Source organism: Nocardia sp. CA-128927 (genome assembly GCF_050955855.1).
In the GTDB taxonomy this organism is placed as follows: Bacteria; Actinomycetota; Actinomycetes; order Mycobacteriales; family Mycobacteriaceae; genus Nocardia.
Map to the genome: position 1 here is coordinate 10,363,021 of NZ_CP192087.1, position 24,788 is coordinate 10,387,808.

A 24,788-nucleotide genomic window follows, 5' to 3' on the forward strand; every position below is an offset into this window, starting at 1 on the left:
GATGCCCCGAGCATTAGGGGCAAGTGGCCTGGTCCAAGCCCCGAGAAGTGGATCTGTCGGATGATCGGATCCCCGGTCTAAGCTCCCGTTTGATCGAAAGCGAGTGGAGCATGCCAGTAACTCACCCCTCCCCCACTGTTCTGTGCCGACGGGCGGTCGTGCGATGACGCGGCGCGGGTGGGCACTGTTCCTCCTGATGGGCGTGATCTGGGGCGTGCCCTACGCGATGATCCGGATCGCGGTGGAGGACTTCGATCCGGTGGTCGTCGCGTTCGGCCGGACGTTGGTCGGCGCGCTGGTGCTGTTGCCGATCGCGTTGTACACCAAGGCATTAGGACCGGTGTTCCGGCGCTGGCGACCGCTGCTGCTGTACACGGTGGTGGAGATCGTCGGGCCGTGGTTGTTCATCGGATTCGCGGAGACCACGCTGAACAGCTCGACCGTCGGGCTGTTGATCGCGGCCGTTCCGTTGATCGCCGTGGTCATCGTGACCAAGCTGGGCCAGGACCGATTCGACCGACGACGGGTCACCGGACTGCTGGTCGGGTTCGCCGGTGTCGCGGCACTGGTCGGCCTCGATATCGACCTGACCAACCCCGCGGCCCTCGGCGCGATCGCGTTGACCACCATCGGTTACGCGGTCGGGCCGATCGTGATCAACCGGGCGCTGGCAGATCTGCCGCCGCTCGGCGTGGTGACCGCGTCGCTGATCATCGCCGCCGCGGTCTACGCGCCGTTCGCGGCATTGCGCCGACCGGACAGCTATCCCGCCGACGCCACGCTGTCCGTGCTCGGCCTCGCGCTGATCTGCACGGCCGCCGCGTTCCTGTTGTTCTTCGCGCTCATCTCCGAGGTCGGCCCGGCCCGCGCGACGGTCATCACCTACATCAATCCCGCGGTGGCCATCGTGCTCGGCGTCGCCGCCCTCGGTGAACCGCTCACCGCGGGCATGGCGATCGGCTTCCCGCTGGTGATCCTCGGCTCGATCCTCGGCACCGCCCGCAGCCGCGAGGAGACACCGGAGGAGGCGCTGTGCACCACACCCGCGGCTCCCGAGGCGGCCGCGCAACTACCCGAGCGGTGATCGACGGCGGCCGAGTTGTCGCCGTCGAGGCCGCCGACCGCACCACTGCGGCGATGTGGATGATGTTGGGGTGGTTGGAAATCGGAACGCCCCCGCCGACGTGGACATCACCCGCAACGCCTACAACGACATCGCGGAGGTCTACGCGGAATTCGCCAAGAACCATCTCGCCGGACAACCGCACGATCGCGCCATGCTGGCCGTGTTCGCGGAACGCCTGCTGGCCAACGGTTCCGGCGCCGTGGCCGACATCGGTTGCGGTGAAGGACGACTCACCGCACACCTGATCACCCTCGGCTTGCCGGCCTTCGGCATCGATCTGTCGTCGGCGATGATCGCGCTGGCCCGGCAGCAGTATCCGGAGCTGTCCTTCGAAGAGGGTTCGATGGAGCAGCTGTCGCTCGGCGATGCCAGCGTGCGCGGGCTGGTCGCGTGGTATTCGTTCATCCATCTGCCACCCGAACGAATGCCGGATGTGTTGGACGAGTTCTATCGGGTACTCAAGGTGGAAGGGCACGCGCTACTGGCCTTCTTCGCGACCGACGCACCCGACACGGTAGAAGCGTTCGACCACAAGGTAACTCGCGCCTACCGCTGGTCACCGGAGCGACTTGCCGCACTGTTGCGGGACGCCGGGTTCACGGTGCACACGCGAATGATCCGGGAGCCGGATCCGGGCGAACGATTCCAGCAAGCCTACTTACTGGTATCAAAGCTTCGCTAAAGACAGCGCAGCGGCCGTCCGGACCAGGTAACTTGGTTGTGTCGCGCAGGATTCATGGCTGCGCGCGGGCCCGCCCGACAACGTGGTCGATTCGATTACAAACCACCACCTGTCGTCAGGGGGCGACCACACCATGGATCTCATCGCACCGATTGATGCTGTCTTCCTGCTCGCCGAATCCCGCGAACACCCGATGCATGTCGGCTCGCTCCAACTGTTCGAGGCGCCCGACGACGCCGGACCCGACTTCGCCGGGCTGACCTACGAGAAGTTGTTGGCCTGCACCGACATCGACTCGACCTTCCGTAAACGCCCAGCCACCCTCTTCGGCGCCCCGCAAATGGCGTGGACCAGGGAGGACGACGTCGAACTCGAGTACCACGTCCGCCGCCTCGCGCTACCGCGCCCCGGCCGGATGGACCAACTGGTCGAGCTCGCGTCCCGGCTGCACAGCAACCTGCTGGACCGGCACCGCCCGCTCTGGGAGGTCTACCTCATCGAGGGCCTCGCCGACGGCCGCTTCGCGGTCTACTCGAAGATGCACCACGCCCTGATCGACGGCGTCTCGGCGCAGCGCGTGATGCAACGAACGCTGACCAGCGAACCGAGCGCGGGCGAGGCCAAGGTCCCGTGGAATCTGCCGCGGACGCCGCGCAAACCCGCGCCCGAGTCCCCCTCCGGACTGCGCGGGGCAGCCCGAAACCTGTTGTCGGCGGCCGCATCCGGGCCGACGCTGCTGCGGACCGCTCGCTCGGTGCTGCTCCAGCAGCAGCTGACGATGCCGTTCGAGGCGCCGCGCACCATGTTCAACGTGCCCATCGGCGGAGCCCGCCGCACCGTGGTCCGATCCTGGCCGCTGGAGCGGATCAAGCAGGTGAAGAAGGCGACCGGCTCGACCATCAACGACGTGGTGCTCACCATGTCCGCCGGTGCGCTGCGCTCCTACCTCGCGGAGCGAGATGCGTTGCCGGACAAGCCATTGATCGCCATGGTGCCGATGTCGCTGCGCTCGGCCGACGACGTCGAGACCAACGGCGTGAAGGTCGGCGCCGTGCTGTGCAACCTCGGCACCGACATCGCCGATCCGCTGGACCGACTGCGCGTGGTCAGCGAATCGATGCGCAAGAGTAAGGACGTCTACGGCTCGCTGTCGAGCCTCCAGACGATGGCGCTGTCCGCGCTGATGGTCAGCCCGATCGCGCTCAGCCTGCTGCCCGGCCTGGTGCCGCTGACCAATCCGGCGTTCAACATCGTCATCTCGAACGTGCCTGGCCCGCGCGAACCCATGTACTGGAACGGCGCCCGGCTCGACGCCACCTACCCGATGTCGATCCCGTTCGACGGCCAGGCCGTGAACATCACGCTGACCACCAACGCGGGCAATCTCGACTTCGGCCTGGTCGGCTGCCGACGCAGCGTTCCGGAACTCCCGCGCCTGCTCGACCACCTCGAGAACGCGCTGACCGAGCTGGAGGAAGCCGCCGTCTGAAAGAGGTCTGCCGAGCAAAACTAGAACGTGTTACTGTCGAGTGATGGTGCACCGACCTGTCGAGGACGCCGCAGCCGTGTCATGGCGATATCTGCGGCCCGCGGCGGATTCGACGGGTCGGGGTCCGCGTATGGACCGGCGGGCACCGCGGACAACTATGTAACTCGTTCTAGGACAAGCTGCGGTTCGTCGTTCGCGGCGGCGGAGCAGTGAGGGAGACCAGCACGCCATGCGTACCGAAATCTGCGAACGGCTCGGGATCGAATTCCCCATCTTCGCGTTCACCCACTGCCGCGACGTGGCGGCCGCGGTCAGCAATGCCGGCGGGCTCGGCGTGCTCGGTGCGGTCGGCTTCACGGCCGAGGAGTTAGAGGTCGAGCTGAGCTGGCTCGACGAGCACGTGCACGGCGTGTACGGCGTCGACCTGGTGATCCCGAGCAAGTACGAGGGCAAGGGCATCGACGGCCTCACCCCCGACGAGCTGGAATCCAAACTGGCGGAACTGGTTCCGCACGGCCACCGCGATTTCGCCGAGAAGATCCTGGCCGACCACGGCGTGCCCGCGCTGCCCGACGGCGAGCGGCACAACCAGCTGCTCGGCTGGACCGCGACGACCGCGGCACCGCAGGTCGAGGTGATCCTGAGGCACCCGAAGGCCAAGCTGGTCGCCAACGCCCTGGGCACCCCGCCCGACGACGTGATCAAGCAGGTGCAGGACTCCGGCAGGCTGATCGGCGCGCTGTGCGGCTCGGTGAAGCACGCGCTCAACCACAAGAACGCGGGCCTGGACTTCGTGGTCTGCCAGGGCACCGAGGGCGGCGGGCACTGCGGCGAGATCTCGTCGCTGGTGCTGTGGCCGCAGGTGATCGACGCCGTCGGCGACCTGCCGGTGCTCGCGGCGGGCGGCGTCGGCAACGGCCGTCAGGTCGCCGCCGCGATGGCGATGGGCGCGGCGGGCGCGTGGACCGGCTCGCTGTGGCTGACCGTCGAGGAGGCCAATGTGCCGCCCGCGCAGATGCAGACCTACATCGACGCGTCCAGCCACGACACCGTGCGCTCGCGCTCGTGGACCGGCAAGCCGTGCCGGATGCTGCGCAACGACTGGACCGACGCCTGGGAGCAGGCCGACACCCCCGACCCGCTGCCCATGCCGTTGCAGATGATGGTGGCGCTGGACGGCGTCAAGCGCGGGCACCGTTATCCCGAGGCCGCCAAGGACGTGAACTTCAACCCGGTCGGCCAGGTGGTCGGCATGATGACCAAGGTCGAGCGGTCCGCGGACGTGGTGAATCGGCTGATCCAGGAGTACGTCGAGGCCTGCGATCGGCTCAACAAACTCAACGGCAGCTTGTAGTCACTCCGGCCATTCCGGCCAGCCTTTTTCGCGCAGCACCGGGTCGGTGACGCCGCCCCAGCAGGTCAGCTGGTCGGTGTCCCACCCGGCCAGCTCGGCGCCGTTCGCGTAGACGGACTGGAAGAACTCGAGCGCGGCGCCGACCGGATCCGTGGTCTCGCGGGCGGCTTCGTACGAGTAGTACGCCGAGTGACCCGCCCCGGAAGCGACCCAGTGGGCACCCGCCGGAGCGAGCTGGCGTTCGGCCAGCCCGGCGGGTTCGGGTGCGGTGTAGGAGTAGAAGGTCGGCTCGGGCACCTTGTCGTCGCCGAACCAGAATCCGGAGCTGATCACCTCGCGCGAGTACGCCTCGCGGGTCACCGAATCCACCGTGTCGGGCAGCTCGATATGCCGCGGCGAGAACCGCTGCACCGCGATATCGAAAGTGTGCCAGAACAATTGGACCGGGCTGATCTTGCCGGAGTAGGTCGCGCTGAACTCCTCCAGCACGCGCCCGACCTGGCTCTGCACCCGAAAAGCGTGCTGCGCCTTGTCCGGATCGTAGTCGCGGTGTTCGTCGTCGTCTTCGAACGGTCGCCGCACATCGGGCAGATCGAACGGATGGGGGTGCGCCAGAACGACATCCATGTCGAGGTCGCGCAGGCCGGTCATCACGTCACCATAGAAGGTGGCCACCGACTGGTCGACGAGATCGATCTCGACCTGAACGCCCTGATCGGTGGCGATGCGCAGCACGTGATCGAAGAAGTCGAACGCGCAGGTGAACACCGGACCGTTGCGCGCGGACCCGAGCGGGACGGTGGTCCAGCCGCGCGCGGTGAGCCGGTAGGTCATATGCCACCAGTGGTTGCGCCGGACGCCCTTGGTCAGTGCAACCTTGCCCACGATCTGGGCGAAGCGGTGCAGTGTCTCCTTGGTCGGACGCCAGGACTCCAGCGGAATCGCGGGCAACGGCTCGAATGAGACGGTCATGGACAAAACGGTACGCCGATCGCCCGGCTAGTTCTTCGAGCCGAGCCGCTTCTCCAGGAAGTGATCGAGTCGGCCGAGCACGGCCCCGGGGACCAGTCGGTTCATCAGATCGGACAGGTCGTCCACCTTCATGAAGCGCGCGGCGAGCCGGGCACCGCCCGGCGACACCCTGGTGGCCAGGTACAGCGCCCGCGCCTCGATCGGCGTCGGCACCACCGCCGGGTTCCGCGCGGCAACGCGCACAATGGTTTTCGCGATCGTGTCCGGGCTGTGCGCAACGAGTTTGGCCGCGTACTTGGAGATGTTGCGGGTTCGCCGGGCCGAGACCTCGTCCAGACCCACCGCCTGCGCGGCATCGTAGAAGCCGGTGTCGACGAATGCCGGACAGATCGCGGTCACCCCGACGCCGGTGCCCGCGAACTCCAATCGCAAACCCTCGGTGAGCATTTGGGCCGCGGCCTTGCTGGTGCAGTAGGGCGTGCTCAGCGGAATGGGGGTGAACGCGGCGACCGAGGTGACGTTGATGATCCGGCCGCCGAGGCCGCCGTCGATCATCTGCCTGCCGAAGAAGGTCGACCCGTAGACCAGGCCCCACAGGTTCACCCCAATCAACCGGTCCCAGTCCTCGATGGTGTGCTCCAGAAATGGTCCGGCCGTGGTGAATCCGGCGTTGTTGACCAACACTCGCGGCACCCCGTGCGCGGCGTACACGTCGTCGGCGAAGTCCTCCATCGCCTCGACGTCGGACACATCCACCTGATACGGCACCGCGCGCTCGCCCTCGGCCAGGATCGACTCGACGGTCCCGACCACCCGCCTCCTTGTCGATATCGGCCGCGATGACCGTGGCGCCCTTGCGGGCGAAGCGTTGCGCGGTCGCGCGGCCGATGCTACTCCCGGCCCCGGTGATGACGACAATCTCGTTGTCGAAGCCTGCCATGTGACTTCCCTTGTTCGCGGATCCGCCAGCGGACTGCTCTTATTGTCTGAGACAGTGTACACTTTTCTGGGCGCGCCCAATGTCGAAGCGTGCAAGGGCTTGCGCCTGGAGGACCCGCATATGACCTCGACCAACGCACCGGTTCCCGTCGTTCAGGCGCCGGATGGCCTGCCGCGCTCCACCGTCACGGTGGAAATACCGAACCGGGCCAGCCTGATCTCGCGCGTCATCAACCCACTGCTATTCGCGACAGCGCGCGCCAGCCTCGAAACCCTGTCCCGTGCAGGGCAATACGGACCCGTTCAAGACAAGCGCGTGTTCGCGGTCAGCAGTTACACGGATGCGCCCGCCGCCGCACTCGTCGCGGTCACCGGCACCCGGCGCAGGCCGGTGCTGTTCGACGGCTTCCACGGCGAATGGGTGTGGCATCGCGACACCGCGGACCCCGGCATGCGCACCGACAGCGCGATCCTCTACTTCCACGGCGGTGGATTCGTGTCGTGCGGGCTGCGCACACATCGCCGGATCGTGTCGCGGGTCGCGCGGGCCAGCGCCATGCCGGTACTGAATGTCGCGTATCGCCAACTGCCGCAAGCACATATCACCGATACCATTGCCGATGGCGTCGCCGCCTACCGCTATCTGCTCAGCCGCGGTTTCCCCGGCGATCGGATCATCGTGGCGGGCGATTCCGCAGGCGGCGGGCTGGCGTTCAGCGTGGCACTCGCGGCCCGCGACGCCGGATTGCCGGTGCCGGGCGGTATCACCGCGATCGCACCGTGGGCCGATCTCGATCCGACCGCGAAGTACGCGCACCCGAATGCGTTGCTGGATCCGGTGATTCCGATTCGCGGCCTGGATGTGATCACCCGTTGGGGTTACCGGATCGACGGAAAACTCGATCCGGCCTGGTCGCCGGTCAACCACGACTTCACCGGGCTGCCACCGGCACTCATCCTCGTCGGGTCGACCGAGGTGCTGCTCGCCGATGCCGAACTGCTCGCCGCGCGGTGCGCCGAGGCGGGAGTGCCCTGCCGACTGCAGATCTGGGACCGGCAAGCACACGTCTTCGTCGCGGGTGCCGACGTCCTGCCCGAAGGCCGTGCCGCCTTCCGTGAGATCGGTGCCTTCCATCAGCAGGTGCTGAACGGCGCCGCGGTTGCCTATCGCGGCGGACTGCGGCGGTTGTTCCGCAGGAACGCGGCGGCATGAGTACGAGGAGAACCCGATGACCGACTTCTATCCCGGCCTTGCCGTCGTCACCGGGGCGGGCAGCGGCATCGGTCGCGGTACGGCCAAGGCACTTGCCGAGCTCGGTGCCGAGGTGATCGTCGCCGATATCAACTTCGCGACCGCGAAAGAGACTGTGGCGCTGATCCGTTCGGCGGGCGGGGTGGCATTTCCCTATGCACTCGATGTCGCCGACACCGCGGCGCTGGAGACGTTCGGCGCCTGCGTCAAGGACAACCACGGGGTGCCGGATGTGGTGGTCAACAATGCCGGAATCGTGGTCGGCGGACCATTTCTCGACGTTCCGCTGGACGATCTGCGCCGCATCATCGACATCAACATGTTGGCGATGATCCACGGCTGCCGGATCTTCGGTGCGCAGATGGTGGCCCGCGGGACCGGCGGTCACCTGGTGAACGTCTCGTCCATGGCCGCCTTCGCGCCCGCCCGGCTCGTCACGCCGTACAGCATCAGCAAGGCCGGGGTGAAGCACTTCAGCGAGACGTTGCGGGCCGAGCTCGCGAGCCACAAGATCGGGGTGACGGTGGTCTGCCCGGGCTTGATCGCGCCGAATCTCGCGGCGACAGCGTCGGTTTCGTCGGTGACCGCGGACCAGGCCGATATCGGCAAGCAGGGCGTCGTCAAGGGCATGTCGATCCTGGGGATGCATCCGGACAAGGCGGGACACAAGATCGTCGCCGCGATCGCCGAGAACAAGGCGGTCAAGACGCTGCGCCCGGAGGCGTGGCTGGGCTACCGCATCGCAAGGGCACTCCCCCGCACGACTCGAACCGCGCTGCGGATCGTCACCGGCCCCGAACTCGAGCGCGTTGCCAGGGTGGTGATCGATCATCCCGCGGCCATCGACTACGCCAAGCGCGCGGTCGAACGCATGCCGCGCCGTCGCGGCTTGCAAACCTATTGGGTACCACCGGAATCCGTGGCCACACCGCCGCATATGACGATCGTCGAGAGCTGAGCCATGCCTGAACTACCACGGCCGATCCGGCTCGCGCTCGGCGCGACCAGCCCCGGCATCGGCGATCGCCGTCTCGCGAATACGGTGCGGGACAAGGTGATCCTGGTGACGGGCGCCTCCTCCGGCGTCGGTCGGGCCAGCGCCCGCCGGCTCGCCGCCGCGGGCGCCACCGTTCTCGTCGTCGCACGCCGGGCCGAGCTGCTCGAGGAGCTGTGCACCGAAATCACGAACGACGGTGGCGTGGCGCACGCCTATCCGGCCGACCTCAGCGACCTGGCGGACTGCGAACGCCTCGGCAAAGCCGTGCTCGACCGGCACGGCCATGTCGACGTGCTCGTGCACAACGCGGGCAAGTCGATTCGGCGTTGGCTGTCGGATTCGACCGACCGTTTCGACAACTTCGAAGACACCACGCTGGTGAACTACTCGGCCCGGTGCGGCTGATCATGACGCTGCTGCCTGCGATGCGGGCAAGAGGCGCAGGACATCTCGTCAATGTCAGCACGGTCGCCGTGCACATGCCGCCGATCGAGTGGACCGCCTACGTCGCCTCCAAGGCCGCGTTCCTCTCCTGGCTGCGCGGGGCGGGACCGGAGCTGCGGGCCGACGGGATCACCTCGACCAGCATCCATTTGCAGCTGGTGCGCTCGCCGATGCTCGGTCCGTCCCGGATGTTCCGCTACACCCCGGCGATGAGTTCGGCGGAGGCCGCGAGCATGGTGTGCCGGGCCATCGTGGACCGACCTGCGGCCATCCGGCCGTGGTGGGAGCGTGCCGGGGTGCCGCTGATGTACGCGATGGAGAGCACCGGCGCGGGTGAACGCGCTAAGCTTGTGATTTAACCTGCCCGCCTCGGCTTGGTGCCCTTCTTGTGGTGGGTGGGGCGGGTGTGCGCCTGGCCGGTAGCCAGGATGAGTCCGACGTCGTGACGGGTGGCGCGCTGGCGGTTTTTCGAGCCCGTGGGGCGTCCTGGACCCGGCTGGGTGAGTTTCGGTGCAGCCGTGGGAGATCCGGTCTTCGTGCGGATGTAGCGAAACCCGCGCCGCACTCTTGCTGGTGTAAGTCTTTGTGGCTCAGCGGGTTTCTCCCACGGGCGTCGTAGGTCTTCGGCGAGTGGCCGGGTCAGCCGTAGCTGGGTGTAGGCCACCAAGGTCAACCAGGTCCATCGGTCGGCTGCTTGCGGGTCGCGCAACTGCGGGCGGGTCCATCCGAGGGTTTGTTTCCACATGCGGAATGTGTGCTCGATATCGAAGCGGCGCAAGAACATTCGCCAGCATCGGTCCACATCGTCGGCGGTGGCCTCGACCCCGGACCACCACAGCCACACCGGTTTGTTCACCCCGCCGCTGGGCAGATGCTCGACCCGTAGCCGGATCACGGTGCCTTCGATGATCGGCAGTTCGCCCTCGTGAGTACTCCAGGCCGAGCGGCGGGTCAGCATCGGATGAACACGATCCCACGCCTGGACGGCCGCGGTTCCGTAGAGGCGGGTGTCGGTGCTGGTCACGACGTCCTCACCGCCCCAGGTGCTGGGATCTTTGAACACGAACTCAGCCCCGTGTTTGGGCGGGCGTCCGCCGGCCGGGTTGTGTCGGTGTTCTCCGGCCGCGCGGCGCAGCACCCGGTCTGAGCGCATGCGGGCCAGGATCTGCACCGGCAGATCACGCAGCAGGTAGGCGATGCGCGGGGCGTCGTAGCCGGCGTCGAGCACGAACAGCATGCGCGGGTCCTCCTCGCGCCACTGACCGGCGGCGATAAGCCGCTGCGCGAGGTCGCGGATCTGGGCGGTGGTCACCGCGGCGAGGTCGGCGCCGGGTGCCAATCGCTGCGCATCCAGCGGCGCGGTCCATGAGGTGCGGCCGGTTTCGAGGGCAGCGATGATCGAGTACGGCCAGCCGGGGATCATCTGATGCTCGTTGCGGCCACGTCCGTAGGTGTGGCAGAAAGACCGATCCGGGCACGTCGCGCCATCCGGACGCAACCATGGTGAGACGTCGACGGCCATCACCAGGCGCCCACCGGCCGCCCTCGGCAACCGCACACCGGCCAAAGCCGTTCGGAGACGTTCGATTTCGACCTTGCCGTGGTTCACCGCGTCGTAGAGGGCACCGTGTCCGCGGCGGTGTTCGGGCGCGAGGGACAACCCGACCAGCGACCGGACCGGCCCGTCGGTGCACAGCACCGCCTCGCACAGCTCGAACAACGCATCCGCCCGCGCGGTCAGGCAGTCATAAAAGCCCTGCCGGAACGCTACAAGTTCCCCGAGCGCGCTGCCGCGCCCGCCATCGGTCATACTGATCAATGCAGCCCTTGTCTGAAGTTCCTTGTGTCGCAACAGGAATCATCAGCCAAGGGCTGCTTGCATGATCAACCGGGGTCACACCACCGGCTCGCACTGGTTAAATCACAAGCTACAACGCTTACGGCGCAAGCGAAATCGGGCCGTGCACGATGGCCACGCCCGCCGATCTGCGGGCCGCGCCGGGTACCGTCGGCTATCCGCCGCGCGGTCTGGTCGAGCTGCGCATTCTGGATGACGCGGGAAGCGAAGTGCCGCAAGGCGTCAGCGGCCGGATCTTCAACCGGAATCCGCTGACCTTCCTCGGGTACAGCGACGGCAGCGGCAAAGAGCTGGTCGACGGGTTCATGAGCACCGGCGATGTCGGGCACTTCGATGCGGCGGGCAGGCTTTTCATCGATGGCCGCGACGACGACATGATCGTGTCCGGCGGTGAGAACGTCTTCCCCGCCGAGGTCGAAGACCTGCTGATGGCCCATGTCGAGATCGCCGATGTCGGTGTGATCGGTATGCCGGACGACGAATTCGGCCAGCGCCTGGTCGCTTTCGTGGTGCGCGCGCCCAGTGCCGAACCGTCGGCACGCGAGTTGCAAGCCTTCGTCAAGGCGAACCTGGCGGGCTACAAGGTGCCCCGCGACGTCGTGTTCGTCGCCGAACTGCCCCGAACCACCACCGGCAAACTGCGCCGCAAGCAGTTGGCCGAAACCGCGGCCGCCAAAACCATGGGAGTTACTGGATGAAGACCGTTCTCATCATCGTCGGCGTACTGATCGTCCTCGGCGGCATCGCCGGGCTGGTGACATTGATCGTGTCGCGCCGGTGGACGAAGGCGCTGCCGGCGGGCAGGAACTGAACACATGACACCCGACAACACCGCCGACATCGCACAGGTAGGCGCTCCGCGTCGGCCGAAGGTCAATCCACTGCGTGAGCTGGTCATGTACCGTGCCGCACCGGTCATGCAGTGCGTTCAGGAGAAGACGACGGCCACCAAGTCGCTGCTGTTCAGCGAGCTGAAGAAGGCGGTGCTCGGTACTTTCCTGATTGGCGCCGCATTGATCGCGCTGCTGTACACAACCTTCTTCGTGTTCCTGCTGGTCACCGAAGCGGCCGAGACCTTGCTGCCGCCCTGGGCCGCGTATTTCCTTGCGGCCCTTGTCATGCTGCTCTTGTCGCTGGCCACCGCAGGGCTCGGCCTGCACCGAGTGCTGCGCATGCGGCTGACCAGCACCGTGGTCACCGCCTATCACAAAGCGCGGCAGTCATTTTCGCCCTCATGGTGACGCCGTGCGCTTACGAGGCAATCGAACTCGCGTGGCTGCGCTCCGCCGCCCCACGGCTGTCACCCGCGGTGATGAGCTCGTCGAGTCGGCCGAGGGTATGGGTCATTTCCTCGACCTTGGCCGCGAGGCGGTCGCGTTCGGTACGCAGCATCTGGCGCTGGGTGGCGGTGGTGCGGCCGTTGTTCACGCAGGGCAGCAGTGCCGCGATGGCACGGCTGCTGAGACCGGCCGCGTAGAACTGCTGGAACAGCCGGACCACTTCGACGGTGCCCTCGGTGTAGCGGCGCTGTCCGGACGGCGTGCGCTCTGGACTGAGCAAGCCCTGTTCCTCGTAATAGCGCAACGCGCGAACACTCACCCCGGCCCGCTGCGCGAGTTCGCCGATCTTCACGCCGATTGCTCCCTTTTCGCCCTTGACCCTCACGTTGACGTCAGGTTATAGCGTAGCGAGCGTGGACATTCGAAATGAGATTGCGCTGGTCACAGGCGCTAACCGGGGTATAGGGCAGAGCTTCGTCACCGAGTTGCGAAACCGGGGCGTCGAGAAGATCTATGCGGCGACTCGTCGGCCGGAGACCATTCCCGCGATTCCTGGTGTCGTCCCGCTGCTGCTGGACGTCACCGATGACGCGTCCGTTGCCCGGGCCGCGGCCACGGCCGGCGACACGACACTGCTCATCAACAACGCCGGGGTTTCGACCTTCGCCCGGCTCACCGACGGCACAGAGCAGGACATCCGGCTGGAGATGGAGACCAACTTCTTCGGCACCCTGCGCATGGTGCGCGCCTTCGCGCCGATTCTCCGCGCCCATGGCGGTGGTGCCGTACTGAACGTGCTGTCGGTCATGGCGTGGATGGCGTACGAACACTCCAACAGTTACGGCGCGTCCAAAGCCGCGGCCTGGGCACTGACCAACGGCATCCGGTACGAACTCGCCGGTCAGGGCACCCAGGTGACGGGGCTGGCGATGGCAAGCGTCGACACCGACATGATGGCCGACATCGAAGACGAGAAGTCGGACCCGGCGGTGATCGTCCGGGCGGCACTGGACGGCCTCGAGGCAGGTTCTCTCGAAGTCCTGGCCGACGTGCGGACGGCTCGATGGAAGGCACGGCTCGGCGAGAACCCGGCCCTGCTGTATCCACAACTGGCCGCAACCGCCAAGGTGTAAGACCTAGGCGGCGGCCCCGTCTTCGCCGAAGCCGGGCAGCCAGCGGGAGACCAGCTCGACGAACGGACCCTCGGCGTCGAGCTGGGCGCACACTCCGACGACACCGGCGAAGACCCGGCCGAGCATGGCCAGTTCCGGGATCTCGGTGGGGGCTTTCACCGCCCTGGTGTTGGTCAGCGACACGTTCTTCATGTCGAGTGCGCGAGCGGTGTGGCCCTGCAACAGTTCTCGGCTGATGTGCACACTGTCGCCGTTGATCTGCGCGACGATCGGCGCGACCAGTCGTTCGATCGGGCCGAGTTCGAGCGCGTGGCCCGGGCGGACGAAACCGTTGTCCCGCAATACGATTGCCAACTGCTCGTAGTCTTCCTGTACTGCGCAGCGGGCCAGCTCGCCGATCACCGCCGGAATCCCTTCGGGCAGTGCGATGGACGCGCCGAAGTCGATGACACCGAGGCGTCCGTCTTCGAGCAGCTGGAAGTTGCCGGGATGCGGGTCGCAGTGCAGATAGCCGACGCGCACCGGCGAGGACAGTGAGAACTCGATGAGCAGTCGTCCGGCCCGATCCCGCTGCGCCTTGGTGCCGTCGACGATGATCTTGGCCAGCGGGGTGGCCTGCATCCATTCGGAGACAAGCACTTTCGGTGCGCTCGCGATCACCTTGGGCACGTGGAAGGCCGGGTCGCCCGCGAACACCTTGGCGAAGCGCCGCTGGTGATCCGCCTCGATCCGGTAGTCGAGCTCGTCGGCGGTGCGGTCGATGAACTCTGCGATCAAGGACTTGGCGTCCGCGCCGGGCATCATGAGACCGAAAGCGCCGGAGAACATCTGGAGCATCTTCAGGTCCGACATGAGGGCGGTGTCGGCGCCCGGGTACTGCACCTTCACCGCGACGGTGCGGCCGTCGCGCCACACCGTCGCGGTGCACCTGCCCGATGCTGGCGGCGGCGACCGGCTTGTCGTCGAACTCGGTGAAGCGCTCGCGCCACCGGCTGCCGAGCTGTTCGGCGAGCATCCGGTGCACCGAGCTGGTCGGCATCGGCGGCGCCTGGGACTGCAGCCGGGTGAGCGCGTCGCGATAGCGGTCCGCGAAGCGCGGGGGGATGCTGGCCTCGGCCACACTCAGCGCCTGGCCGAGCTTCATCGCCCCGCCCTTGAGCTCGCCGAGCACCGCGAACATCTGATCCGCGGCCTTGTCGATGAGCTCGTCGTCGAGTTCGCCGCGCGGTACGCCGGTCATCATCGCGCGACCGGTCGCGGTGACCCGGCGGGCCATGATGCCCATCGGCAGCCCGGCCAGCTTCGCCGACCGCGCCAAACCTTTACGCCTACTGCCTGCCATGGTTACCTCGCTTCGCTGCGTACCACCCACCCTATTCTGTCTGAGACAGCGAGGCAATGGGGCGATACGTTCAGCGCAAGCAGAATTCAGCGTGCAACACAGCGACGGATGCCGCTCATGGAAGTGCGATGAGCAGCGTCAGGCGGTCGCCGCGTGCTCGTCTTCGGTTTGCTCGTCGGATGCGCCGACCAGCTCGTCGAAGCGCAGGACGACCCGCTCGTGGTACATCCCGAACAGGTCTTCGAACAGCGCGACCTGCGCCTCGGACGGCCCGGAACCGGAGTCCCACACCGCCGCGAGCGCCCGCCAGACGAGCACGTGCAGGTCCGGTGCGCCGGCGAAGAAGGCCTCGACCGCCTCCGGCACCTCGAGCACCATCTCGCCGACCGAGTTCAGAATCGCGCGCTGCATGGTGAGTCCGAGCGCGGTGAGCAGCCTGCGGACCAACCCGACCTCGATCGCCAGAATCTGGCGCAGGTCCGGATCGTCCTGTCGGGCAATGGCTTCGAGCTTGTCGATCTCGGCCTTGAGTTCGGCCTGATCGATCGCCTGATCGCTGCCCGTGTAGGCGAGCAGCGTCTCCATCACGATGCCGCGCTCGACATCGACGATGTCGCGGAACATCTCTATCGCGATGTCCGGCATCGGAATCGAGAAGCGGAACAGCTGCCGGTACACATCGACGCCGCCCGCCTCGCGGACGTCACGAATGGTGAAACCCTTGCCGCGGCGCGCCTCGACGAACCCGTGTGTCTCCAGCCGCCCCAGCGTCAGCTGCGCGGTCGCCCGGTTCATATCGAACTCTTCGGCTACCTGGCGCACGGACGGCATGAGGTCCCCCGGCTGATACTCCCCCGCGGCAACCCGGCGTGCCAACTCATCGGCAACGTCGGCGACTACCGTCTGGGATCCCATCGAAGTCACCTTTCGACTACGTTAGATTACGTCCCAGACAGTCTAAGCCCTACTGTGCCAGACTGCACGTGTGCAACACTGGTCCGCGCACAGTGTGAGGTGAGTCATGACTATCCGGCGCAGCGGCGACAGTTCTGACGAGGGTTCAACGGGCAGGCGCTCACGCCTGTTCGCGTCGAGGTCCGACGGCAAACCCCCAGTTCGCGCGGCTGTTCGCAATGCCAAGCTGGCCGCGCTGCCGCTGGCCTTCGCCGGACGGCAGGCCGCGGGCGTCGGCAAGCGGGCACTCGGCAGATCGTCCGAAGAAGTCAATCGGGACATCCAGTTGCGCACCGCACAGCACATGTTCGAGGTACTCGGCGAGCTGAAGGGCTGTGCCACGAAACTCGGTCAGCTACTTGCCATTTACGAACTGGCGCTGCCACCGGAGATCGCCGAGCCCTATCGGATCGCGCTGAGTCAGCTCCAGGATTCGGCGCCGATCATGCTGCCGAAGACCGTGCACGAGGCCATCGCGGCCAGCATGGGCGAGGACTGGCGCTGGCATTTCCGGGAGTTCGACGATCGGCGAGCCGCCGCCGCCTCGCTCGGCCAGGTGCACCGCGCGGTGTGGCACGACGGCAGGCAGGTCGCGGTCAAGGTGATGTACCCCGGTGGCCGCCAGGCCGTCGAGGGCGACCTGGAACAACTGCGCCGGATCTCGCATCTGGCCACCGTCTTCCTGCCCGGCGCCGACGTCAAAGCGGTCACCGAGGCAATCTGCGACTGTGTCCTCGAGGAACTGGACTACGCGGCCGAGGCCGGATACCAGCGCACCTTCGCCGCGGCCTACGCCGATGATCCGGACTTCTACGTGCCCCAGGTGATCGCGCAGCGCGGCGACGTGTTGATCACCGAGTGGGTCGAGGGCACCCCGCTGACCCGGATCGTGGCCTCCGGCGCGCAGGCCGAGCGCGATCGGGTGGGCATGCTGATGGTCCGCTTCGTCACCTCGGGCTGGGGTCGGCACGGGCTGCTCTACGCCGACCCACATCCGGGCAACTTCCGGGTGCTGCCGGACGGGCGGCTCGGCGTGGTCGACTTCGGGGCATGCTGCGCCTGGCCGCCGGAGGGTTTCGAGGAAATGGCACTCGACTACTGCAAGGCCTTCTTCAACGGCGGCGGGCCGGAGAAGTTGGAGTTGGCCACCCGGCGGCACGGCTTCGTCACGACCGGCCGCTCGTTCGATACCGAGGCGCTCTACGCCGTTGTCGAACCGTGCAGTGAGCCGTTCAAGCACGCTACCTATCGGATGACGACACCCTGGCTGCGCAAGCAGGTGCTGCGCACGACCAATCCCCGGCTGTCGAACGTGGTGCGCGAGATGACCATGCCCGCCTACTTCACCCCGTTCGCCAGGGCCGCGCTCACGCTGGTCGGCGTGCTGAGCCAGCTGGAGACCGAGGGCCAGTATCGCGACGAGATCCTGCGCTGGATGCCGATGCTCGCCGAGGCGCTCGGGGCCATCGAGGATCCCGATCCGGACCGGCCGGTGGACTTGGCCGCGGTGCGTAAGCGGCGAAACGACACGGACAACCGGCAGATGTCGGTCGGCTGACCCCCTAGCTCACTGACTTTCCCGAAACCCTCGTCCGCATTGCACGGACGGGGGTTTTCGCGTCGTACACAGACTCTGGCCAAGCTGTCCCAGACAGTGTTATCGTCGTTGAAGCACTACCAACGGAGGTAAACCGTGTCGATAGCACCTGCGCAGGCGGCGCACTCGCGTTCGGTCGAGCAACCCGATTTCGAAGTCGTCGTGATCGGCGCGGGCTTCGGCGGCATCGGGATGGGAGTCGAACTCCGCAAGGCGGGAATTCACAACTTTCTGATCGTCGACAAGAACAGCGATATCGGCGGCACCTGGCAGGCCAACACCTATCCCGGTGTGGCGGTGGATATTCCGTCGGTCTACTACAGCTTCTCCTATGAGCCGCCGAAGGTGTGGTCGCGGATGTTCGCGCCGGGCGCCGAGGTGAAGGCGTACGCCGACCAGGTGGTCGACAAGTATGGGCTGCGGCCGCGAATCCTGCTGAACACCAAGGTGATCGGCGGCGAGTGGGACGAGCACAATCATCTCTGGCGCGGCAAGCTCGACACCGGCCAGGAGGTGACCTCGCGGTTCGTCGTCGGTGCCGTCGGCGGCCTGGAGGTGCCGAAGATGCCCGATATCGAGGGCATCGACAAGTTCGGCGGCAAGATCGTGCACACCGCGCAGTGGGATCACGACTACGACTACGCGGGCAAGCGGATCGCGGTCATCGGCACGGGTGCCACCGCGCTGCAACTGATTCCGGAGATGGCCGATGTCGCGTCGAATCTCACGGTGTTCCAGCGGCGCCCGATCTGGGTGGCCCCGAAACCGGACTTCCCGATTCCGGCGTTCGCGAAGAACATCATGGTCAATGTGGGTCCGCTGCGCCGGGTACTGCGCGCGGCGGTGACGCTGGGCATCGACTTCGGCATCTCCGGCATCGGGGTTTTCCACAGCCAGATCCCTGGCGTGGTCAAGCTCGCCCAGCGCGGCGGCGGGGCGCTGTATCGGGCGCAGCTGCCGGGGAATGCCGAACTGGCGCAACGGTTGACGCCGGATTACGTGCCGGGCTGCAAGCGGCCGTCGGTGTCGAATCGGTACCTGCGCACCTTCACCAGGGACCATGTCGAGCTGGTCACCGATGCGATCAAGAAGGTCACCAAGACCGGCGTCGTCACCGCGGACGGGGTGCTGCGCAAGGCCGATGTGCTGGTGTGCGCCACCGGTTTCCGGGTGATGGACAAGGGTTTCACGCCGCCGTATCCGCTGGCGGGCCGGGACGGGCTGGATCTCAGCGAGTTCTGGGATCGCAACCACTACCAGGCGTATCAGGGCGTGACGGTGCCGAAGTTCCCGAATCTGTTCCTGATCACCGGCCCATACGGGTTCGCGGCGGGCTCCTATCTCGCGATGATCGAGTGCACCACCAGGCATGCGGCGCGGGCGATCAAGGAGGCGCGCAAGCGTGGCGCGACCGCGGTGGAGATCAAGCAGGAGCCGCACGACGCCTACTACCGGCAGTGCGTGCGGCGCGGGTCACAGACGATGTGGTTGTCCGACGCGTGTGCCGATTCCAACACCTACTACGTCAACTATCAGGGCGATCCGGCGGCCATTCGGCCGAGTACGCACCTCGAAATGTGGTGGGGGAACAAGCACTTCCCGTTCGACCACTACTCGTTCACCCAGGTGCCCGATCATGCGAACGCCTCGTATACCGGTGACATCGAGGACGTCCGGCCGGACTCGTTCACGAACGAGGACCTCGCCGAGTTCTTCCGCAGCCGCAGGCTGAGCGTCCGTACCTAGCGCCTACCGAGGAGAGACATGCGCAGCAGAATCATCGGCCGTCGCAAGCGGCGCAAGGCAAGTCGGGCGCTCGCGGCAGGCAAGCCACCGCAGCATCCGGTCGTGATCACGGCACGAACCCCGGACAGCCCGCGTGCGCGGGCATTCGGGCTCGGGCTAGCCGGGACCGGCGCGGCACACTTCACGGCACCGCGGGCTTTCGATCCGTTGACCGCGCGGGCCTTTCCGCGCGCCACCCGACGCTGGACCTATCGCAACGGATTCACCGAGATGGTGCTGGGACTGGCGATCACGTTCCGGCGGAGCAGGCCGATCGGGTCGGTCGGCTTCATCGCCTACCTGGCCTTCCTCGCCGCGCGCTTCTCGGGCGCCCGACCGGTCGAACAGTCCGGGGCAAGCACATGGTAGCCGCGCCGAAACCAGTAGCGGCCGAACCGTATTCGGCATCGTTTGACCACGAGGTGGTGGTCATCGGCGCCGGTCCGGGCGGGATCGCGGCGGGGGTGAAGCTGCGCAAGGCCGGTGTCGAAGACTTCGCCATCCTCGAGCGGGCCGACGAGGTCGGCGGCAGCTGGCACGAAAACCGTTACCCCGGTTTGAGTGTGGACGTGCCCGCGCTCACCTATCAGTACTCGTTCGCCCGAAACCCCAACTGGACCAGGTTCTTTCCGCGCGGGCCGGAGGTGAAGGCCTATCACGTCGACGTGGCGAAGCGGTTCGGGCTCTACCCGCACCTGCGGTTCGGCATCAACATCGTGCGCCAGGAATGGGACGAGCAACGGCACGTCTGGCGGTTGCACGCGGCCGACGGAACCCTGATCACCGCGCGTTTCGTGATCAGCGCGGTCGGTGCCTTCGTCAACCCGAAGGACGATCCCGGCATCCCCGGTCTCGCCTCCTACACCGGCAAGTTGCAGCGGCCGAGCGATTGGGATGACGAATACGACTACGCGAACAAGCGGGTCGCGGTGATCGGCACCGGGGCGAGTTCGGTGCAGATCGTGCCGTCGCTCGCACCGCACGTCGCCGAATTGGCCGTGTTCCAGCGAACTCCCGTCTGGTCGGTGCCGAAACCCGATGTGGCGGTGCCGGAGTCGGTGAAGGCGATCCTCCGGGTTCCCGGCGTGCAGGCGGGCATCAACAACGCGGTGCTCATCGTCGTCGATATCGGATTGCGCGCCGGTGTCTCCGCACCGATGTGGCTGGTGCGGCCGACGCTGCGCACGGTGGACGCGGTCGCGATCGCGGCCTACCGGCGTTATCTGCGGTGGGTAGTCAAGGACCCGGCGACCGCGGCGGCGCTAGCACCCGACTACGGCCCGATTGCCAAGCGGCCCACCATGTCCAACTACACCTTCACCTTCAATCGCGACAACGTCCGCCTGGTCACCGAGCCCATCACCCGGATAACCGCCGACGGCATCGAGACCGCCGACGGCGTCGAGCACCGGTTCGACATGATCGTGCTCGCCACCGGCTACGAGGTGTTCTCCGATCCGGAGTCGTACAAGCCGGGCGCCATCGTCGGCCGCGACGGGTTCGATCTGAGCACGTTCTTCGCCGAGCAGGGCCTGCAGGCGTATCAGAGTGTGGCGCTGCCCAAGCTGCCCAACTGGTGGATGCTGGTCGGGCCGTACTCGTGGACCGGCAGCGGCTGGCACGCCTTCGTCGAGATGACCGCCGACCACGCGGTGCGCGCGATCACCGAGGCGCGGCGCCGGAACGCATCCGTGCTGGAGGTGCGCCAGTCGGTGCACGACGCCTACCACCGGCGCATCCACCGCAAGGCCGCGGCGCTGCGGTTCTATCTGACCGAACTCAACGGCCACGTGCCGAGCTACTACCGGAACTCGCAGGGTGACACCACCTATGTGCGCCCGTCGGGCTTCTTCGCCGCGCGCCGCGGCAACCGCAAGTTCCCGCTCGGCGATTACGTGTACGGCGTGCTCGACGCCACGCCGGCCGCCCCGGCCGAGTCCAACGGAAAGGCGGCCGTGACGGCCACCAGCACCGCCTGACGCCCGCACGGTCGCGGAATTCCGGAACACGAGGGGTTGCCGGAAAATCGCAACGCGCGACCGATTCGCCTCCCGACCCGACCACCCGCACCCATGCTCAGCCGCCCGCCGTACAAAACGAACACCACCTGCGCGGGGCGATAGCTGGGCAATATGATCGCGAGTGGTTCGACCGGGAGGGAGCGATGTGACAACCGAGTCGGTAATGGAGGCACAGGCGCGCACGGAGCGCTTCGCGGACTTGTTCGCCCATCGGCGCTGGATCCGCCGCAGTCAGCCGTTTCCGCACGTGTATGCCAGGGACGTGTTCGTGCCCGGGTTCTATCAGCGGATGACCGATGATCTGGCGCAGGTCCGGCGCGACCGCCCCGAGCTGTTCGGGCAGGTGGCGACGAACTACAGCGCCGACGGCGTCGCGCTGGCCGAGCTGCGGGACACCTCGCTCGCGGTGTTCGCCTCCCGCGAGTGGCACGACCTGGTCGCGGGCATCGCGGGCGTCACCGCCACCGGGGACGTCGAGGGATCGGTGCATCATCACGGACCGGGCGCCCCATACGGCTGGCCGCACAACGATCTCAATCCCGCGTGGTTCCCCGGCGCGGCACCCGGACCCGACGAGGTGCGACTACCGGACAACAGCGTGGTGAATACCAAGTTCGGTACGCGCGAATCGGGTGTGCCCGCCCGCGAATCGGTGCGCGCGGTCGCGGTGCTGTTCTATCTGGGCAACCCCGGTTGGCAGCCGGGCGAGGGCGGCGAGACCGCGCTCTACGACAACCTCGCCGAGGGCGAGAAGATGCCGGAGCTGACACTCATTCCGCCGCTGGACAATTCACTGATCCTGTTCGAGGTCACGCCGCGCACCTGGCACACCTTCGCGGGCGGCAACATCAAAGACCGCAACAGCGTGGTGATGTGGGTGCACCGGACCAAGGACGAGGCGATCGAGCGCTGGGGAGGAGACCGAATTGTCTACTGGTGAACGCCGGGTCTGCCTGATCACGGGCGCGGGCGGCACGCTCGGCAACGTGTTCTGCCGCTCCTATTACACCGAATACGACATCGTCGCGGTGTGCCGCACCCAGACGCCCGCCGTGCCGTCGCAGCTGGAGTGGTTCGTCGATCCGCTCGAGCCGAAAAAGGCGGTGCCGGAGAACGATTCGCGGGTCTTCGTGATCCGCGCCGACCTCACCGCGCCGGGTGAGGTGGAACGGGTCGTCGATCTCGCGCTGGCCAAGTTCGGCAAGGTCGATCTGCTGGTCAACAATGCCGCACACGTCCAGCTGCAACCGCGCGGCATCGTCGACGGCGACGCCGCGATGGAGCAGTTCGATCCGCACTTCTCGCTGAATGTCGGCGTGCCACTGCGTCTTTCGGCGCGACTGGCGCAACGCTTCTGGCTGCATGCCGGGGCGGAGAATCGCGCGGCGAACCGGAACATCGTCAATGTCTCCAGCATCTCCGGCTCGGAGGTGTACCCGGGGCAGACGCTGTATTCCGCGTCGAAGGCCGCGCTCAATCAGCTGACCCGCAATATCGCCGACGAATTCGGCGAATTCGGGGTGCGCGCGAATGCCATCGCGCCGACCACCTTTCCGGCGCTGGTATCCACCGAGCAGGTCGCGCAGGCGATCGTCGAACTCGACGCGGCCGACTTCACCGGCGGCGTGTTCGGCGTCGGCGTGGAACCGAGCCCGGCGGATGGCGGCCGCCACGCCCAGGTCGCCGAGGCCGAAAAGTAACCGCTACCCGGTGACCCGCTCGGACAGCTCCCACAACTGTTGCGCGAGAGCGGGATCCACCGCCTGCTTGTTGCTCGGCGGTTCCAGCTTGAATCGGTGGAAGTACTGGCCGTTGATGTCGTCGGTGGTGGTGGCCAAGTGCACCAACGGTTCCGAGCCTTTCTCCGGTCGAATGAAGAACGGCTTGGACAGCGGCGACCGGATGAGCCGTCCGAGGCCGAGCGGCGCGTGGTCATACACGTGGGTGGCGACCGCGCCGGGATGGAAGGCGGCGGTGACCACCCCGGTGCCCTCGGTGCGGCGCGCCAGTTCCCTGGTGAACAAGATGTTCGCCAGCTTCGTCGCGGCGTAGGCGCCCATCTGGTTGAACGAGCCCGTCGTCGCGTTGGCGGTGTCGAGGTTCAGCCTCGCTATCCGGTAGGTCGTGCTCGCCGTGTTGACTACCCGGGCCTGCGACTGCACGAGCCGGTCCAGCAGCAGGCTGGTCAGCAGGAACGGGGACAGATGGTTGACCTGGAAGGTCAGCTCGTTGCCGTCGGCGGTGGCGGTGCGCTTCGGCCAGGAGCCGCCCGCGTTGTTGGCGAGCACGTCGATCCGCGGATAGCGGTCGAGCAGTTGGTCGGCGAGCTTGCGCACCTCGTCGAAGCGGGCGAAGTCGGCGAGGAACGGCTCGGCACCCGCCTTGGCCGCCACCTCCGCCGTCCGTTCCGGTGAGCGACCGACCACCGCGACGGTCGCACCCCGCGCGGCCAATGTCGCGGCCGCCACGGCGCCGATGCCGGAGCTCGCGCCGGTCACCACCACCGTCTTTCCGGTCAGATCCTGGTCCTGCACAGCCATCCCTGCCTCCTGATCAAAGCGCTTGCGAGTCGCGAATGCGCGAGGCCGCACGTTGGTCTAACTGACCTGATCGTCTTCGGCGCGGGCGGATTCGGCAAGACGGCCTCGCATATTCGTGGCTCGCCAGCGCGCTAAGCCGACGCTCCCGCGAAGTGCTCGGCGATCTCATCCGACGTGGTCAGCCATACGCCCGGATGGTTCACCACATACTCGAGCGCCTGGTCCAGATACTTGGCCCGGAACGCCTGCCCGATGACGAATGGATGCAGCGCGAGCGCCAGCACCCGGCCGCTGTCGGCCGACTCGGCATAGAGCTGGTCGAGCTGGTCCTTGACGATCTGCACGAAGTCGGGTCCGCTGGTGCCCTTGCCGAGGAACAGCGTGTTGTCGTTCAGCTCGACCGTGTACGGAACGCTGAGCATCCCCGGCACATTCAGCGGATACGGCTGGTCGTCGTTGGTCCAGTCGAGCACGTAGTTCAGGCCGAGCTCGGCCAACAGCGCTGGGGTGTGGAAGGTTTCGGTGAGCGCGGGTCCCATCCAGCCGCGCGGCCTGCGGCCGGTGGCCCGCTCGATGGTCTCGACCACCTCGGTGAGGTAGCCGCGCTCCTCCTCGATGGACATGTCGGCCTGGAAGACCGAGTTGTTCTTGCCGTGCGCCAGCCAGGCCCAGTCCCTGGCCAGGCCCGCCGTGATGATCTGCGGATTGTGCTGGACCACATCGGAATTGAGCAGCACGCTGGCGCGGATGCCACGCCGGTCCAGGATCTCCATCAGCCGCCAGATGCCGACCCTGGGGCCATAATCGCGCCAGCCGTAGTTCAGCGGATCGGGGGCGAGGCCCGCGGTACCGGGGAAGATGCTCGTCGACGGCCGATCCACCTGGTAGTGCTCGACGTTGAGGCCCACATAGAAGGCGACCCGAGCGTCGCCGGGCCAGTGAATCGGCGCGCGGTCGACGATCGGGCTGTAGTTGTATAGCTCGTTGTCCATGCCGTCGATTGTCGAACCTGACACCAGTGTC

At 66.8% G+C, this 24,788-nt stretch carries 22 protein-coding genes and 3 pseudogenes; 16 read left to right on the forward strand and 9 right to left on the reverse strand.

From position 1 onward, the window contains the following. The first annotated feature begins 163 nt into the window (after window positions 1–163). From ACQPW1_RS48110 to ACQPW1_RS48125, 4 genes are all read left to right on the forward strand, one after another. The gene (locus ACQPW1_RS48110; protein WP_433660600.1) at window positions 164–1,084 is read left to right on the forward strand and encodes a DMT family transporter; all 921 of its coding nucleotides are present in this window, start codon (window positions 164–166) and stop codon (window positions 1,082–1,084) included. Between the two features lie 70 nt (window positions 1,085–1,154). Beyond that, the gene (locus tag ACQPW1_RS48115; protein ID WP_433660601.1) at window positions 1,155–1,808 is read left to right on the forward strand and encodes a class I SAM-dependent DNA methyltransferase; all 654 of its coding nucleotides are present in this window, start codon (window positions 1,155–1,157) and stop codon (window positions 1,806–1,808) included. A 133-nt stretch (window positions 1,809–1,941) separates the two neighbouring features. After that, entirely contained in the window at window positions 1,942–3,297 is a 1,356-nt protein-coding gene (locus ACQPW1_RS48120) for a WS/DGAT/MGAT family O-acyltransferase (RefSeq protein ID WP_433660602.1), read from the forward strand. A 229-nt stretch (window positions 3,298–3,526) separates the two neighbouring features. Beyond that, entirely contained in the window at window positions 3,527–4,651 is a 1,125-nt protein-coding gene (locus ACQPW1_RS48125; RefSeq protein ID WP_396995025.1) for an NAD(P)H-dependent flavin oxidoreductase, read from the forward strand. On the opposite strand, the gene ACQPW1_RS48130 is transcribed toward ACQPW1_RS48125, so the two are convergent. From ACQPW1_RS48130 to ACQPW1_RS48140, 3 genes and pseudogenes are all read right to left on the reverse strand, one after another. Further along, window positions 4,652–5,623, reverse strand: a complete 972-nt coding sequence (locus tag ACQPW1_RS48130; RefSeq protein WP_433660603.1) for a DUF5996 family protein — start codon at window positions 5,621–5,623, stop codon at window positions 4,652–4,654. Between the two features lie 27 nt (window positions 5,624–5,650). Beyond that, window positions 5,651–6,436 (reverse strand): SDR family NAD(P)-dependent oxidoreductase, encoded by a 786-nt coding sequence (locus ACQPW1_RS48135; RefSeq protein ID WP_433660604.1) that lies wholly within the window; start codon window positions 6,434–6,436, stop codon window positions 5,651–5,653. Between the two features lie 13 nt (window positions 6,437–6,449). Further along, window positions 6,450–6,563: pseudogene (locus ACQPW1_RS48140) on the reverse strand (SDR family NAD(P)-dependent oxidoreductase); the annotation flags it as partial. A gap of 120 nt (window positions 6,564–6,683) precedes the next feature. Between ACQPW1_RS48140 and ACQPW1_RS48145 the strand changes: the two are divergent. The 3 genes and pseudogenes from ACQPW1_RS48145 to ACQPW1_RS48155 form a co-directional block, all read left to right on the forward strand. Then, entirely contained in the window at window positions 6,684–7,775 is a 1,092-nt protein-coding gene (locus tag ACQPW1_RS48145; RefSeq protein WP_433665560.1) for an alpha/beta hydrolase, read from the forward strand. 16 nt (window positions 7,776–7,791) lie between these two features. Then, window positions 7,792–8,772, forward strand: a complete 981-nt coding sequence (locus tag ACQPW1_RS48150) for an SDR family NAD(P)-dependent oxidoreductase (protein ID WP_433660605.1) — start codon at window positions 7,792–7,794, stop codon at window positions 8,770–8,772. A gap of 3 nt (window positions 8,773–8,775) precedes the next feature. Continuing rightward, a pseudogene (locus ACQPW1_RS48155) lies at window positions 8,776–9,392 on the forward strand (SDR family NAD(P)-dependent oxidoreductase); the annotation flags it as partial. 218 nt (window positions 9,393–9,610) lie between these two features. On the opposite strand, the gene ACQPW1_RS48160 reads toward ACQPW1_RS48155, so the two are convergent. Continuing rightward, window positions 9,611–11,065: an NF041680 family putative transposase gene (locus tag ACQPW1_RS48160; protein WP_433658095.1), complete on the reverse strand. Its 1,455-nt coding sequence runs from the start codon at window positions 11,063–11,065 to the stop codon at window positions 9,611–9,613. A 110-nt stretch (window positions 11,066–11,175) separates the two neighbouring features. On the opposite strand from ACQPW1_RS48160, the gene ACQPW1_RS48165 reads away from it, so the two are divergent. Continuing rightward, window positions 11,176–11,811 (forward strand): AMP-binding enzyme, encoded by a 636-nt coding sequence (locus ACQPW1_RS48165; RefSeq protein ID WP_433665561.1) that lies wholly within the window; start codon window positions 11,176–11,178, stop codon window positions 11,809–11,811. 117 nt (window positions 11,812–11,928) lie between these two features. Next, window positions 11,929–12,354: a phage holin family protein gene (locus ACQPW1_RS48170; protein WP_433660606.1), complete on the forward strand. Its 426-nt coding sequence runs from the start codon at window positions 11,929–11,931 to the stop codon at window positions 12,352–12,354. A gap of 10 nt (window positions 12,355–12,364) precedes the next feature. Here the strand turns inward: ACQPW1_RS48170 and ACQPW1_RS48175 are convergent, their stop codons facing one another. Next, entirely contained in the window at window positions 12,365–12,745 is a 381-nt protein-coding gene (locus ACQPW1_RS48175) for a MerR family transcriptional regulator (RefSeq protein WP_433660607.1), read from the reverse strand. A 61-nt stretch (window positions 12,746–12,806) separates the two neighbouring features. On the opposite strand from ACQPW1_RS48175, the gene ACQPW1_RS48180 reads away from it, so the two are divergent. Further along, a complete protein-coding gene (locus tag ACQPW1_RS48180; protein ID WP_433660608.1) occupies window positions 12,807–13,526 on the forward strand; it encodes an SDR family oxidoreductase in 720 nt (239 codons plus the stop codon). Window positions 13,527–13,529: 3 nt separating this feature from the next. Here the strand turns inward: ACQPW1_RS48180 and ACQPW1_RS48185 are convergent. After that, window positions 13,530–14,868 (reverse strand): annotated as a pseudogene (locus tag ACQPW1_RS48185) (ABC1 kinase family protein). Window positions 14,869–15,006: 138 nt separating this feature from the next. Next, entirely contained in the window at window positions 15,007–15,783 is a 777-nt protein-coding gene (locus tag ACQPW1_RS48190; protein WP_433660609.1) for a GntR family transcriptional regulator, read from the reverse strand. A 106-nt stretch (window positions 15,784–15,889) separates the two neighbouring features. Between ACQPW1_RS48190 and ACQPW1_RS48195 the strand changes: the two genes are divergently transcribed. The 6 genes from ACQPW1_RS48195 (at window position 15,890) to ACQPW1_RS48220 (ending at window position 22,925) form a co-directional block, all read left to right on the forward strand. Next, window positions 15,890–17,380, forward strand: a complete 1,491-nt coding sequence (locus ACQPW1_RS48195) for an ABC1 kinase family protein (RefSeq protein WP_433660610.1) — start codon at window positions 15,890–15,892, stop codon at window positions 17,378–17,380. Between the two features lie 141 nt (window positions 17,381–17,521). Next, window positions 17,522–19,165: a flavin-containing monooxygenase gene (locus ACQPW1_RS48200; protein ID WP_433665562.1), complete on the forward strand. Its 1,644-nt coding sequence runs from the start codon at window positions 17,522–17,524 to the stop codon at window positions 19,163–19,165. Window positions 19,166–19,183: 18 nt separating this feature from the next. Next, window positions 19,184–19,573 carry a hypothetical protein gene (locus ACQPW1_RS48205; RefSeq protein ID WP_433660611.1) on the forward strand — a complete coding sequence of 130 codons (390 nt, stop codon included), beginning with the start codon at window positions 19,184–19,186 and terminating at the stop codon, window positions 19,571–19,573. Beyond that, window positions 19,567–21,183: a flavin-containing monooxygenase gene (locus tag ACQPW1_RS48210; protein WP_433660612.1), complete on the forward strand. Its 1,617-nt coding sequence runs from the start codon at window positions 19,567–19,569 to the stop codon at window positions 21,181–21,183. Before ACQPW1_RS48205 ends, ACQPW1_RS48210 begins: the two co-directional genes overlap by 7 nt. Window positions 21,184–21,370: 187 nt before the next feature. Next, window positions 21,371–22,165 (forward strand): 2OG-Fe(II) oxygenase family protein, encoded by a 795-nt coding sequence (locus ACQPW1_RS48215; RefSeq protein WP_433660613.1) that lies wholly within the window; start codon window positions 21,371–21,373, stop codon window positions 22,163–22,165. Further along, window positions 22,152–22,925, forward strand: a complete 774-nt coding sequence (locus ACQPW1_RS48220; protein WP_433660614.1) for an SDR family NAD(P)-dependent oxidoreductase — start codon at window positions 22,152–22,154, stop codon at window positions 22,923–22,925. Before ACQPW1_RS48215 ends, ACQPW1_RS48220 begins: the two co-directional genes overlap by 14 nt. A gap of 3 nt (window positions 22,926–22,928) precedes the next feature. Here the strand turns inward: ACQPW1_RS48220 and ACQPW1_RS48225 are convergent, their stop codons facing one another. Continuing rightward, the gene (locus ACQPW1_RS48225) at window positions 22,929–23,765 is read right to left on the reverse strand and encodes an SDR family NAD(P)-dependent oxidoreductase (RefSeq protein WP_433660615.1); all 837 of its coding nucleotides are present in this window, start codon (window positions 23,763–23,765) and stop codon (window positions 22,929–22,931) included. Window positions 23,766–23,896: 131 nt separating this feature from the next. Next, the gene (locus tag ACQPW1_RS48230) at window positions 23,897–24,757 is read right to left on the reverse strand and encodes a polysaccharide deacetylase family protein (RefSeq protein ID WP_433660616.1); all 861 of its coding nucleotides are present in this window, start codon (window positions 24,755–24,757) and stop codon (window positions 23,897–23,899) included. Window positions 24,758–24,788 lie beyond the last annotated feature (31 nt).

Bases quoted from the DNA above. Each gene is read 5' to 3' on its own strand.
- ACQPW1_RS48110 (WP_433660600.1), top strand. From the start codon at position 164: ATGACGCGGCGCGGGTGGGCACTGTTCCTCCTGATGGGCGTGATCTGG.
- ACQPW1_RS48120 (WP_433660602.1), top strand. From the start codon at position 1,942: ATGGATCTCATCGCACCGATTGATGCTGTCTTCCTGCTCGCCGAATCC.
- ACQPW1_RS48125 (WP_396995025.1), top strand. From the start codon at position 3,527: ATGCGTACCGAAATCTGCGAACGGCTCGGGATCGAATTCCCCATCTTC.
- ACQPW1_RS48130 (WP_433660603.1), bottom strand. From the start codon at position 5,623: ATGACCGTCTCATTCGAGCCGTTGCCCGCGATTCCGCTGGAGTCCTGG.
- ACQPW1_RS48145 (WP_433665560.1), top strand. From the start codon at position 6,684: ATGACCTCGACCAACGCACCGGTTCCCGTCGTTCAGGCGCCGGATGGC.
- ACQPW1_RS48150 (WP_433660605.1), top strand. From the start codon at position 7,792: ATGACCGACTTCTATCCCGGCCTTGCCGTCGTCACCGGGGCGGGCAGC.
- ACQPW1_RS48160 (WP_433658095.1), bottom strand. From the start codon at position 11,065: ATGACCGATGGCGGGCGCGGCAGCGCGCTCGGGGAACTTGTAGCGTTC.
- ACQPW1_RS48170 (WP_433660606.1), top strand. From the start codon at position 11,929: ATGACACCCGACAACACCGCCGACATCGCACAGGTAGGCGCTCCGCGT.
- ACQPW1_RS48190 (WP_433660609.1), bottom strand. From the start codon at position 15,783: ATGGGATCCCAGACGGTAGTCGCCGACGTTGCCGATGAGTTGGCACGC.
- ACQPW1_RS48195 (WP_433660610.1), top strand. From the start codon at position 15,890: ATGACTATCCGGCGCAGCGGCGACAGTTCTGACGAGGGTTCAACGGGC.
- ACQPW1_RS48205 (WP_433660611.1), top strand. From the start codon at position 19,184: ATGCGCAGCAGAATCATCGGCCGTCGCAAGCGGCGCAAGGCAAGTCGG.
- ACQPW1_RS48210 (WP_433660612.1), top strand. From the start codon at position 19,567: ATGGTAGCCGCGCCGAAACCAGTAGCGGCCGAACCGTATTCGGCATCG.
- ACQPW1_RS48225 (WP_433660615.1), bottom strand. From the start codon at position 23,765: ATGGCTGTGCAGGACCAGGATCTGACCGGAAAGACGGTGGTGGTGACC.
- ACQPW1_RS48230 (WP_433660616.1), bottom strand. From the start codon at position 24,757: ATGGACAACGAGCTATACAACTACAGCCCGATCGTCGACCGCGCGCCG.